Here is an 11,390-nt window from a genome sequence, read left to right on the forward strand (position 1 = left end):
GCTCTCGCTCGACGTGCTCGAAGGCGTCTGGGAGGGCGAGCGGCGCTTCGAGGCGGTGAGCTTCATCACCGACATGCTGGCGCGCTTCGACTGGTTGCAGGTGGGGATCGGCGCCGTCTTCGCCGCCCTGATGCTGTATCTGGCCAGCCACTACCGCCGCCGCGCCAATCCGACCTGAGCGGGATTGGCGCCAGGATCACCCTGGTGGGCTCTTTCGTCCCCCGCGCCGACCTCTCCCCCAAGGGAGAGGTAAGATCTCCGAAACAAAAACGCCCGCGAGCGGGTCGCGGGCGAATTCATCAGGCGTGGATCGGGGCCTTAGTGGATATGGCCGCCATTGATCTGGCCGGCTTCCATGGCCAGGTTCAACAATGCGCTGACCACTTCCTGCGCATAGGATTTTTCTTCCGGCGTCGCCGCGGCGGCCAGCTCAGCCTCGGCGGCCTTGATCTGGGCGGCCAGGTCCGCATGGTCGAAATCGACGAAGGGCGAGGAGCGCTCAGCCAGGATGGTCAGCCCCTCGGGGGAGACGTCGGCAAAGCCGCCCTTGACGAAGAAGATCTCGTCCTTGCCGTCGCGGCCATTGACGGTGATGAAGCCGGGGCGCAGCGTGGTCATGAACGGGGCGTGATCGTGCATGACGGTGAAATAGCCCTCGCTGCCCGGCACGGTGACGGAATTGACCACCTCCGACAGCACCAGCCGCTCGGGCGACACGATCTCGATCTTGAGGCCTTCAGCCATTTTCTTGGTCCTTTGGCGACGGAGCCCGGACGAAAAATCCAGGCTCCATTACGAGATTGGGCATGAGCCCGCGCGATCAGGCGGCCTGCGCGGCCAGCTTCTGCGCCTTCTTGACGGCATCCTCGATGGTGCCGACCATGTAGAAGGCGGCTTCGGGCAGGTGATCGTATTCGCCGTTCACCAGGCCCTTGAAGCCCTTGATGGTGTCTTCGAGCTGCACGAAGACACCAGGCGAGCCGGTGAAGACTTCGGCCACGTCGAAGGGCTGGCTCATGAAGCGCTCGATCTTGCGGGCGCGGGCCACGGTGAGCTTGTCCTCTTCGGAAAGCTCATCCATGCCCAGGATGGCGATGATGTCCTGCAGGGCCTTGTACTTCTGGAGCACTTCCTGCACCTGGCGGGCAACCTCGTAATGCTCCTGGCCAACGACCTGCGGGTCCAGAATACGGGAGTTGGAGGCCAGCGGGTCCACGGCCGGATAGATGCCCTTTTCCGAAATGGCGCGGTTGAGCACGGTGGTCGCGTCCAGGTGGGCGAAGGAGGTGGCCGGGGCCGGGTCGGTCAAGTCGTCGGCGGGCACGTAGACGGCCTGCACCGAGGTGATCGAGCCCTTGGTGGTGGTGGTGATGCGTTCCTGCATCGCGCCCATGTCGGTGGCCAGCGTCGGCTGATACCCCACGGCGGAGGGAATGCGGCCCAAAAGAGCCGACATCTCGGCACCTGCCTGGGTGAAGCGGAAGATGTTGTCCACGAAGAACAGCACGTCCTGGCCCTGGTCGCGGAAATTCTCGGCGACGGTGAGGCCGGTCAGCGCCACGCGGGCACGGGCCCCGGGAGGCTCGTTCATCTGGCCGAAGACGAGGGCGCATTTGGAGCCGGCGGCCGAGCCGCCATTCTCATGCGGATCCTTGTTCACGCCCGATTCGATCATTTCGTGATAGAGATCGTTGCCCTCGCGGGTGCGCTCGCCGACGCCGGCGAACACCGAATACCCGCCATGGGCCTTGGCGACGTTGTTGATGAGCTCCTGGATGAGCACGGTCTTGCCCACGCCGGCGCCGCCGAACAGGCCGATCTTGCCGCCGCGCGCATAGGGGGCGATCAGGTCGACCACCTTGATGCCGGTGACCAGAACCTGGCTTTCCGGGTTCTGATCGACAAAGGCGGGCGCGTCCTGGTGGATTTCGCGCTTGGCGGTTTCCCCGATCGGGCCGGCTTCGTCGATCGGCTCGCCGATGACGTTCATGATGCGCCCCAGCGTCGCGTCACCCACGGGCACCGAAATGGCCGCGCCGGTGTCGAACACGTCGGCACCGCGAACCAGGCCTTCTGTGGTGTCCATGGCGATGGTGCGCACGGCGTTCTCGCCCAGGTGCTGGGCCACTTCCAGCACCAGGCGCTGGCCATTATTGGTGGTTTCAAGCGCGTTCAGGATGGCGGGCAGGTGATCGTCGAACACCACGTCAACGACGGCGCCAATGACCTGCGAAACGCGACCGGCCTTCTTCTCTGCCATTTGTTCGTCCTCGCTGATGGGTTAGAGCGCTTCCGCGCCCGAGATGATTTCGATGAGTTCTTTGGTGATCTGGGCCTGCCGCTGGCGGTTATAGCTCAGCTGCAGCTTGCCGATCATTTCGCCGGCATTGCGCGTGGCATTGTCCATAGCGGACATCTGCGCGCCATAGAAAGAGGCGGAGTTTTCGAGCAGCGCCCGCAGCACCTGCACCGCAATATTGCGCGGCAGCAGGTCTTCCACGATCGCCTCTTCGCTCGGCTCGTATTCATAGGGCACGGCGGGGGCCGCGACCTCACCCTCGCCCTCGGCCTTTTCCAGCCGGGCGGGAATGATCTGCTGGGCCGTCGGCACCTGGCTGATCACCGAGCCGAACTTGGCGAAGAACAGGGTCGCCACGTCGAACTCACCGGCCTCGAACATGGCCAGCACCTTGTCGGCGACCAGGCTCGCCTGCTCGAACCCCACCTGGCGCACTTCGCGGAAGGTGAAGGTATCAACGATGAGCTCGGGATATTGCCGGCGCAGGATTTCGTGGCCCTTGCGGCCCACGGTCAGGATCTTGACGGTCTTGCCCTGGCTGATGAGCTTGCTGGCATGATCGCGGGCGAGGCGCGCGATGGAGGAGTTGAAGCCCCCCGCCAGCCCGCGTTCGCCGGTGGCCACGACGAGCAGATGCACCTGGTCCTTGCCCGTGCCGCCCAGAAGCACCGGCGCATTGGCCTGGCCATCATAGACGGCGCCGAGCGCAGCGAGCACCTTGCCCATGCGTTCGGCATAGGGACGGGCCGCCTCGGCAGCTTCCTGGGCGCGGCGGAGCTTGGCCGCCGCCACCATCTGCATGGCCTTGGTGATCTTCTGGGTCGATTTGACCGAGTCGATCCGGTTCTTGAGGTCCTTTAGCGAAGGCATGAGCCTAAACTCTCCTTACCGGCTCAGGCCGCGTAGGTCTTCTTGATCTCGTCCAGAGCCGATTTGAGCTTGGCGCGGGTATCGTCGCTGAGCTGCTTTTCGGTAGCGATCGTGGCCAGCAGCTCGGCATATTTGCCGCGCAGGTTGGAAAGCACGTGCTTTTCGAAATCGCCGACCTTGTTGACCGGGATCGAGTCCAGATAGCCATTGGCGCCGGCAAAGATCACCGCCACCTGCTCCTCGGTCTTGAGGGGAGAGAACTGCGGCTGCTTGAGCAGCTCGGTGAGGCGCGCGCCGCGGTTCAGCAGGCGCTGGGTCGAGGCGTCGAGGTCCGAACCGAACTGGGCGAAGGCCGCCATTTCGCGGTACTGCGACAGCTCGCCCTTGAGCGAGCCGGCAACCTGCTTCATCGCCTTGATCTGGGCCGAACCGCCCACGCGGGAAACCGACAGGCCGACGTTCACGGCCGGGCGGATGCCCTGGAAGAAGAGGTTGGTCTCGAGGAAGATCTGGCCGTCGGTGATCGAAATCACGTTGGTCGGGATATAGGCCGACACGTCGTTGGCCTGGGTCTCGATGACCGGCAGCGCGGTGAGCGAGCCCAGCCCATGGTCTTCATTGAGCTTGGCGGCGCGCTCGAGCAGGCGGCTGTGAAGATAGAACACGTCGCCCGGATAGGCTTCGCGGCCCGGCGGACGGCGCAGCAGCAGGCTCATCTGGCGATAAGCGACGGCCTGCTTGGTCAAATCGTCATAGGCGATCACGGCATGCTGGCCATTGTCGCGGAACCACTCGCCGATAGCGCAGCCGGTGAAGGGCGCGATGTACTGGAGCGGGGCCGGATCGGAGGCCGTGGCGGCGATGACGATGGAATAGGGCAGCGCGCCGGCTTCCTCGAGCTGGCGCACGAACTGGGCCACGGTCGAGCGCTTCTGGCCCACCGCGACATAGATGCAATAGAGCTTGTCGGTGTCCGAGGCGCCGGCGTCATGCGCGGGCTTCTGGTTGAGGAAGGTGTCGAGGATGATGGCCGACTTGCCGGTCTGGCGGTCGCCGATGATCAGCTCGCGCTGGCCGCGCCCGATGGGGATCAGCGCGTCGATGGCCTTGAGACCGGTGGACATCGGCTCGTGCACGGACTTGCGCGGCAGGATGCCGGGAGCCTTGACGTCGACGCGGCGACGCTCGGTGTGCTCGATCGGACCCTTGCCGTCGATGGGATTGCCCAGACCGTCGACAACGCGGCCGAGCAGGCCCTTGCCGACCGGGGTGTCCACGATGGAGCCGGTGCGCTTGACGACATCGCCTTCCTTGATGGCGCGGTCGGAACCGAAGATCACGACGCCGACATTGTCGGTTTCGAGGTTGAGGGCCATGCCCTTGACGCCGCCGGGGAATTCGACGAGCTCGCCGGCCTGCACATTGTCCAGGCCATAGACGCGGGCGATACCGTCACCGACGCTGAGCACCTGGCCAACCTCGGAAACCTGGGCTTCCTGGCCGAAATTCTTGATCTGGTCCTTGAGGATCGCAGAGATTTCCGCGGCTTTGATGTCCATTTATCCGACCTCTTTCATGGCGATCTTCATCGCGGTCAATTTCGTCTTGAGGGAAGAATCGATCATCTGCGACCCGACCTTCACCTGAAGGCCGCCGATCAGCGAGGGATCGACAAACTGGTTGAGCGTCACCGTCTTGCCGATGCGGGCCTTGAGGGTGTCGGCCAGGGCCGAAACCTGCTCGCCGGTGAGGGGAGCGGCCGAGGTGACGTCGGCGGTGATTTCCCCGCGCGCCTTGGCGGCCAGCTCGCGGAAGGCCACGATGATGGCGTCGAGCGCGAAAAGCCGGCCATTCTTGGCCACGAGGCGGAGGAAATTGGCCACCAGCCCATTGGTGCTGGCCTTGCCCAGAAGCGCATCGAGCGCCTGCGCCTTGGCATCGGTGGTGATGACCGGCGAGCGCAGGAAGCGCGAGAAATCGGCGCTTTCCCCGATAAGGCGGGACACGTCGGACAGCGACGTTTCAACCGATGCGAGCTGGTTCTCGCCCTGGGCGAGATCGAACAGCGCCGACGCATATGGCCGGGCGATCTGGGTAAGCACTGAATTCTGCGCTGCCAATGCCGCTACACCCTCTAATGTTTACCGGCCTGCCTGACCGCCCCATTTATCTTTCGAAACCGGGCGGGTGCCGACGCTTGCTCTTGTCAGGAATAAGGAGCCACGCGGACCCCTTTAAAATCGCGCCCCCTCTAGCACATGGCCGCCGCGCCATGCAAGGCGCGGGACCCAGAATCAATTGTGGCGAAAGTGTCGCAGGCAAAATCACATGAAACTCATGGGGTCGATATCGACCTGGACCCGCAGATTGCCGGTGATTTTCTCCCCCGAGGCCAGCCAGAACCGCACATAGCCGGAGAGGTCGAAATCCTTGCCCGACTGCGCCAGGAGCCGCACGCGGTGACGCCCCCGCACCATGGAAACCGGCGCATCGGCCGGCCCGAAAAGCCGCACCCCCTCGGCCATGGGCGCGGCCGAGAGCAGCCTTTTGGCGAAGTCCATCGCCACTGCCTGTTCATTGGCCGAAACGATGAGCGCCGCCAGCCGCCCGAAGGGGGGCAACCCCCCCGCCTCGCGGGCCGCCAGCTCATGGGCGTAGAACCCCTCCCGGTCCCCGCTCACCATGGCGCGCATCACCGCATGGTCGGGATGATAGGTCTGGAGGAACGCCTTGCCATGGCGGCTGGCGCGACCGGCCCGGCCCGCCACCTGTGTGAGGATCTGGTAGGTCTTTTCGGCCGCGCGCGGATCGCCATGGGCCAGCCCCAGATCGGCATCGAGCACGCCCACCACCGAGAGTTTTTCGAAATGGTGCCCCTTGGAGACCAGCTGGGTGCCGATGATGAGGTCGTATTCGCCCCGCTCGATCTCGGAAAAGCGCTCGCGCAATTGCCCATGGCTGCCCATGTCGGACGACAGGATCACCCGCCGCGCATCGGGGAAACGCGCCGCCGCCTCCTCGGCCACCCGCTCGATGCCCGGCCCCACCGCCACCAGCGAATCGGTTTCCCCACAGGCCCCGCAGGCCTTGGGCGTGCGCACCTCATGCCCGCAGTGATGGCACATGAGCACGCCGCGAAAACGGTGCTCCACCATCCAGGCCGAGCAATTGGGGCATTGATATTGATGCCCGCAGGCGCGGCACAGCGTCAGCGGTGCATAGCCCCGCCGATTGAGAAAGAGCAGCGCCTGCTCGCCCCGGTCCATGGCGGCAAAGACCTCGCGCGCCAAAAGCGGGGAAATCCACTCGCCCTTGTCGGGCCCGTCCACGCGCATGTCGATGGCGGTGACATCGGGCAGGGCGGCGGCGGCGAAGCGGCTTTCGAGCTTGATATGGGCATAGCGCCCGGCATTGGCATTGTTGCGGCTTTCCACCGATGGCGTCGCCGAGGAAAGGATGACGCGGGCATTGGCCAGCCGCGCGCGCACCACGGCCATGTCGCGGGCGTGGTAGTTGACCCCATCGGCCTGCTTGTAGGCCCCGTCATGCTCCTCATCGAGCACCAGCATGCCCAGTTGGCGAAAGGGCAGGAACAGCGCCGAGCGCGCTCCCACCACCGCGCGCACATCGCCCTCCAGCACGCCCCGCCATACCCTGGCGCGCTGCACCGGCGTCATGTCGGAATGCCATTCGGCCGGACGGGTGCCGAAGCGTCGGGTAAAGCGCTCGATGAAGGTGTTGGTAAGGGCGATCTCGGGCAGCAGGATCAGCGCCTGCCGCCCGGCGCGCAAGCTGTCGGCCACCGCCTCGAAGAACACCTCCGTCTTGCCCCCGCCGGTGACGCCATCGAGCAGCGCGACGCCGAACCGGTCCACCGGCAGCGCCCTGATCTGCTCCAGCGCCCCCTGTTGTTCAGGGGAAAGGCTGGCGATGGCGTGGTCGGGCTCGGGCGGCATCACTACCGGCGGCGGCGGCATTTCCAGCTTTTCGAGCGCCCCGGCCCGCTCGAGCCCCTCGATCACCGAGGGGGAAACCCCGGTCGCCCCGATCAGCACCGGCCGGGGCCAGGCCATGTCGTCCATCAGCGCATCGAGCACGCGCAGCCGCGCCGGGGTCAGCTTTTCCGGCTCATGGCCGGTGCGGCGATAGGCGATAACCGGGCGGGGCGGATCGAGCGCCTCGCTGGAGCGCAGCACCGCCCGCAGCACCTGGCCGGGCGCCGCCAATGTATAGCGGGCCACCCATTCGACCAGTTTGAGCAATTCCTCGCTGAGCGGAGGCACGTCGTAGACCTGGGCGATGTCGCGCAGCCGGTTATGGGCGATTTTGTCCTTGGGCGGCCCCCAGACCACGCCCAGGATCAGGCGCGGGCCCAGCGGCACGGCCACGATGGCGCCACGCGTCACCGCCATGCCGGCGGGGACGCTGTAACTATAGGGGCCGTCCACGGCCACCCCGACCATGACGGCGACACTATCCGGGTGCTCTTGCATCTGTACCCGTTCTGTTCGCATGAGCCGACGCCGGGCGCAAGAGCCTGCGCGACGGTTCAGATCACCAGAAGCGTCGAGCCGGTGCGCACCGCGTCGTGCAAATGAATGATATCCTGCTGCAACAGGCGCACGCATCCGCTCGACACCGCCTTGCCGATGCTGCGCTCGTCGGGATTGCCGTGGATGCGATAGATGGTATCGACATTGCCCTGGTGAATATAGAGCGTGCGCGCGCCCAGGGGATTGTCGATGCCCGGCTCCATGCCGTGGCGATAGGGCTCCAGCTCCGGCTGGCGGGCAATCATCTCCGCCGGCGGGGTCCAGCGCGGCCAGGCGCGCTTATAGGCGATATGGGCGCGGCCCGACCAGGCATAGCCGTCGCGCCCGATGCCGACGCCATAGCGGGTGGCAAGGCCATCATCATGCACGTGATAGAGGAAGCGGTTGGGGGTATCGACCACCACCGTGCCGGGCTTTTCGCCGGTGGGATCGATCACCTGCTGGCGCCAATAGATCGGATCGACCAGCGACATGTCGGCGGCGCGCAGCGGATAGGGCTCGTCATAAAGGGGGCCATACATCATCTGCACATCGGCCGGCACGGCGTGGCGCACCGGGCCGGTGGGGACGACCGCGCGGGGCGCCGTGGTGGCGCAGCCGGCCAGGGCCAGGGCGGAAAGGCTGGCGGCGCCTGCCATGAACTGGCGGCGGCCAAGAAGGGTCAGGGTCATGTCGAAACTTTCGATATCGGCCGGACGGCCGGGAGAAAACCGAAAACGGGTGAGAAGAAGCGGGGCTAGCTCACCTTTGGAGGCGGCTGCTCGGCCTCGAGAAAAATCGTGCCGGGTGCCTGCACCACCTCTGCCGGCGGCACGGGCGGGCGCGGCCCATCCCCGAGGCTATCCGCCTCGGCCATGATGACCTGATCGGGGCAGGCCACCAGCTTGAGCGGCGCGGCAAGGCCGGAAACCTTGACCGGCGCCGGTATGCCGACCACCGCCTGACCCTGCGCCCACAGCGCGCGCGCACAATGCCCCGACCGCTCCTCGGCCCTGAGGCCGGGCGCAATGAGGCCCCCCAGGGCCAAAGCGAGAAGGAGGATATGGAAAAGACGCTTCATGCTTTTCCCCTAGCCTACCGGCACCAGGGACGAAAGGCCGCTCACGCCGGCGTGTCCGCCCATGGCAGCAAAGGCAGGCCGACTGGTGCAGACCGGCCACATCGGGGCTCAGAAACGGCCCATCAGCCCCCCGGTCACCTCGATGCCGCGCAGGGCCGCCCCGGCAATATCGTCCTGGGCGATGGTAACCGCGCCGGTATTGGTGTTGGAATATACGGCCTTGCCACGCATCTGGAAGGCCTGGTCGTAGCGGGCGGCCACGAAAAGCTCGGCATTGCGGCCCAGCGCATAGCCCATGTCGAGCCCGGCGGTGAAAGTGGGCGTGACGCGGAAGCTGTCCTCGACCAGCAGATTGCGCATCCAGTGATTGTCGCGTGACTGGCCGAAAACGGTGATGCCGCCACGCAGCAGCCCGCCGACCCGGAGCTTGCCATAGCGCTGCTCGCCATCCACGCCCAGGAAGATCTCGGGCAATTGCTGGCGGTAGGTAGTGGCCGGCGTACCATCGGCAAAATTGCCGACCGTGTCGCGGAAGCCATTCACGCTGTAGATATAGGAGCCGCCATAGGCCGACCATTGCACATCGGTATATTTGAGCCCGGCATGCGCGCGCACCACCGCGTCGGGCTCGCGCACCAGCTCGTAGCCGAGCGAGAAGGCGCCGGTGTAGAAATGATCGACACTCGTGTCGGAATGCTGCGAGCGATGCGTCCAGGCATCGAAATTGCCGGTGGGCACGAACCAGTCGTAATCCTCCATCGAGGAGGTGCCCAGGCCGGCAAGGCTCCCCTCCGCCCGCACGGAAAAGCCACCGCCCACGCGCACATCGATGCTGCCGCGCAGGACCGGCAGCTTGCTCTCCCAGATCAGCTGGCTCAGCGTCGAATCGCCATCGAATACATATTCGTCCCCGCGCAGGAACAGCATGCCCGCCTCGACGCGGACGCGCATCGCCTCATCCTCATGGGCATATTGGCGCGATTGCGGCGCCGGCCAGGGGGACGGCGGCTCGCCCCAATAATCGGCCGCCAGTGCCGAGGATGCCGCCCCGGCAAGCAGAAGGGCCAGAATATAGCGATGGGCGCGGGGATTGGGCATGGCGAGGCTCCGATACATGGAGCCAGCGTCCGCGATCGGGGTTAAGGATAGGTTCACCATGCTGGTTGAGACTGCGTTCATGGTCGATTCCGCCTTTGCCACTGATGATGGGCTGCGCACCCAGCTTGCCGCCTGGCAGCGCGAGCTGGGCGCGGTGCGCCGGCTGGCGCCCCGGACGCTGGAGGCCTATGGCCGAGACCTCGACCAGTTCCTGGGTTTTCTGGCCGGCCATACCGGTGGGCCCGTCTCCTTGAAAACATTGGAAGATCTGCGCCCCGCCGATATCCGTGCCTTCATGGCGCAGCGCCGCGAGGAGAGCCTGGGCTCGCGCTCGCTGGCGCGGGCGCTTTCATCGCTCAAGAGCTTTTTCAGCTTTCTCGAGCGCGGCGGCATGGCGCAAACCGAGGCGCTCAACGTCATCCGCACCCCGCGCCTGCCCAAATCCCTGCCCAAGGCCCTGACCATAGATGAGGCCCGGCAAACCATTGAAACCACGGGCGAAATGGAAGAGCGCCCCTGGGTCGCCGCCCGCGACATGGCGGTGCTCTCGCTCTGCTACGGCGCCGGGCTGCGCATTTCGGAGGCGCTGGCGCTGACCGGCTCGGACCTGGAGGCCGAGACCCTGCGCGTCACCGGCAAGGGCGGCAAGACCCGCCTCGTGCCGCTGATCGAGCCGGTGCGCCGGGCCATCGACCATTATGTGGCGCTTTGCCCGTTCAAGCCCTGGCCGGAAGAGCCGCTGTTCCGGGGCGTGCGGGGGGGCGTGCTGGCCCCGAGGCTGATCCAGTTGCGGGTCGAGCAATTGCGCGGGGCGCTCGGCCTGCCGCCCTCGGCGACCCCACATGCGCTAAGGCATTCTTTTGCAACGCATTTATTGGGAAAAGGCGGCGATCTGCGCGCCATCCAGGAGCTTCTGGGCCACGCCAGCCTCTCCACCACGCAAATCTATACGGCGGTGGACAGCGAGCACCTGCTCGAAAGCTATCGCAAGGCGCATCCACGCGGTTAGCGCTAACGGACTGTTACCCCCGAGAACCACGCGACGCACTGGACGGTTAACGTATCAATCGCACTTGTGCGCGTTTTTTCACGCCTCTAACAAGGTCATCGAGTTCCCAGTGCTGGACAATCATGACCCAGACCCGACCGGCCGGCGGCGACCTTGTGGGCTACGGCCTGGCCATTGGCGGCACCATATTGTTTTCGACCAAGGGCATCTTCATCAAGCTCGCCTATGGCCATGGCGTGTCCAGCGAGATGCTGCTCAGCCTGCGCATGCTGGTGGCCCTGCCGGTCTATCTGGTCATTATGACAACGATTCTGCTGCGCGAGGACAAGAAGCGCGCCAAATTGCGCCCCGGCCCGGTGCTGGCCAGCATGGCCATCGGCATATTGGGCTATTACATTTCGAGCTATCTCGATTTTTCCGGGCTCAATTTCATCTCCGTCCAGTATGAGCGGCTGGTGCTGTTCACCTATCCGTTCTTCGTGCTGCTGTTCGGCGTGTGGT

The 11,390-nt window shown here is 65.4% G+C and carries 11 protein-coding genes; 2 read left to right on the forward strand and 9 right to left on the reverse strand.

From position 1 onward, the window contains the following. Positions 1-318 precede the first annotated feature (318 nt). The 9 genes from VDP82_RS07480 to VDP82_RS07520 form a co-directional block, all read right to left on the reverse strand. Positions 319-744: a F0F1 ATP synthase subunit epsilon gene (locus tag VDP82_RS07480; RefSeq protein ID WP_323014228.1), complete on the reverse strand. Its 426-nt coding sequence runs from the start codon at positions 742-744 to the stop codon at positions 319-321. Positions 745-820: 76 nt separating this feature from the next. Then, entirely contained in the window at positions 821-2,260 is a 1,440-nt protein-coding gene (gene atpD, locus VDP82_RS07485) for a F0F1 ATP synthase subunit beta (RefSeq protein ID WP_323014229.1), read from the reverse strand. 21 nt (positions 2,261-2,281) lie between these two features. Beyond that, positions 2,282-3,169: a F0F1 ATP synthase subunit gamma gene (locus VDP82_RS07490; RefSeq protein ID WP_323014230.1), complete on the reverse strand. Its 888-nt coding sequence runs from the start codon at positions 3,167-3,169 to the stop codon at positions 2,282-2,284. Positions 3,170-3,192: 23 nt separating this feature from the next. Beyond that, on the reverse strand, positions 3,193-4,728 hold the full coding sequence (gene atpA / locus VDP82_RS07495) for a F0F1 ATP synthase subunit alpha (RefSeq protein ID WP_323014231.1): 1,536 nt from the start codon (positions 4,726-4,728) through the stop codon (positions 3,193-3,195). Then, a complete protein-coding gene (locus VDP82_RS07500; protein ID WP_323014232.1) occupies positions 4,729-5,289 on the reverse strand; it encodes a F0F1 ATP synthase subunit delta in 561 nt (186 codons plus the stop codon). It abuts the gene before it with no gap. Between the two features lie 204 nt (positions 5,290-5,493). Further along, positions 5,494-7,662, reverse strand: a complete 2,169-nt coding sequence (locus VDP82_RS07505) for a primosomal protein N' (protein ID WP_323014233.1) — start codon at positions 7,660-7,662, stop codon at positions 5,494-5,496. Between the two features lie 56 nt (positions 7,663-7,718). Then, positions 7,719-8,393: a L,D-transpeptidase gene (locus tag VDP82_RS07510; protein ID WP_323014234.1), complete on the reverse strand. Its 675-nt coding sequence runs from the start codon at positions 8,391-8,393 to the stop codon at positions 7,719-7,721. A gap of 65 nt (positions 8,394-8,458) precedes the next feature. After that, positions 8,459-8,782: a hypothetical protein gene (locus VDP82_RS07515; protein ID WP_323014235.1), complete on the reverse strand. Its 324-nt coding sequence runs from the start codon at positions 8,780-8,782 to the stop codon at positions 8,459-8,461. Positions 8,783-8,890: 108 nt separating this feature from the next. Beyond that, positions 8,891-9,880: an omptin family outer membrane protease gene (locus VDP82_RS07520; RefSeq protein ID WP_323014236.1), complete on the reverse strand. Its 990-nt coding sequence runs from the start codon at positions 9,878-9,880 to the stop codon at positions 8,891-8,893. A 58-nt stretch (positions 9,881-9,938) separates the two neighbouring features. Between VDP82_RS07520 and VDP82_RS07525 the strand changes: the two genes are divergently transcribed. Continuing rightward, positions 9,939-10,889, forward strand: coding sequence for a tyrosine recombinase XerC (locus tag VDP82_RS07525; protein ID WP_323014237.1), 951 nt, complete (start codon positions 9,939-9,941; stop codon positions 10,887-10,889). 122 nt (positions 10,890-11,011) lie between these two features. Further along, on the forward strand, positions 11,012-11,390 hold a 379-nt coding region (locus VDP82_RS07530), incomplete at its 3' end, for an EamA family transporter (protein ID WP_323014238.1).

The sequence above is a fragment of the Devosia sp. genome, assembly GCF_034675085.1.
Classification (GTDB): Bacteria; Pseudomonadota; Alphaproteobacteria; order Rhizobiales; family Devosiaceae; genus Devosia.

Bases quoted from the DNA above. Each gene is read 5' to 3' on its own strand.
- VDP82_RS07510 (WP_323014234.1), bottom strand. From the start codon at position 8,393: ATGACCCTGACCCTTCTTGGCCGCCGCCAGTTCATGGCAGGCGCCGCC.
- atpD (WP_323014229.1), bottom strand. From the start codon at position 2,260: ATGGCAGAGAAGAAGGCCGGTCGCGTTTCGCAGGTCATTGGCGCCGTC.
- VDP82_RS07490 (WP_323014230.1), bottom strand. From the start codon at position 3,169: ATGCCTTCGCTAAAGGACCTCAAGAACCGGATCGACTCGGTCAAATCG.
- atpA (WP_323014231.1), bottom strand. From the start codon at position 4,728: ATGGACATCAAAGCCGCGGAAATCTCTGCGATCCTCAAGGACCAGATC.
- VDP82_RS07505 (WP_323014233.1), bottom strand. From the start codon at position 7,662: ATGCAAGAGCACCCGGATAGTGTCGCCGTCATGGTCGGGGTGGCCGTG.
- VDP82_RS07520 (WP_323014236.1), bottom strand. From the start codon at position 9,880: ATGCCCAATCCCCGCGCCCATCGCTATATTCTGGCCCTTCTGCTTGCC.
- VDP82_RS07515 (WP_323014235.1), bottom strand. From the start codon at position 8,782: ATGAAGCGTCTTTTCCATATCCTCCTTCTCGCTTTGGCCCTGGGGGGC.
- VDP82_RS07480 (WP_323014228.1), bottom strand. From the start codon at position 744: ATGGCTGAAGGCCTCAAGATCGAGATCGTGTCGCCCGAGCGGCTGGTG.
- VDP82_RS07525 (WP_323014237.1), top strand. From the start codon at position 9,939: ATGCTGGTTGAGACTGCGTTCATGGTCGATTCCGCCTTTGCCACTGAT.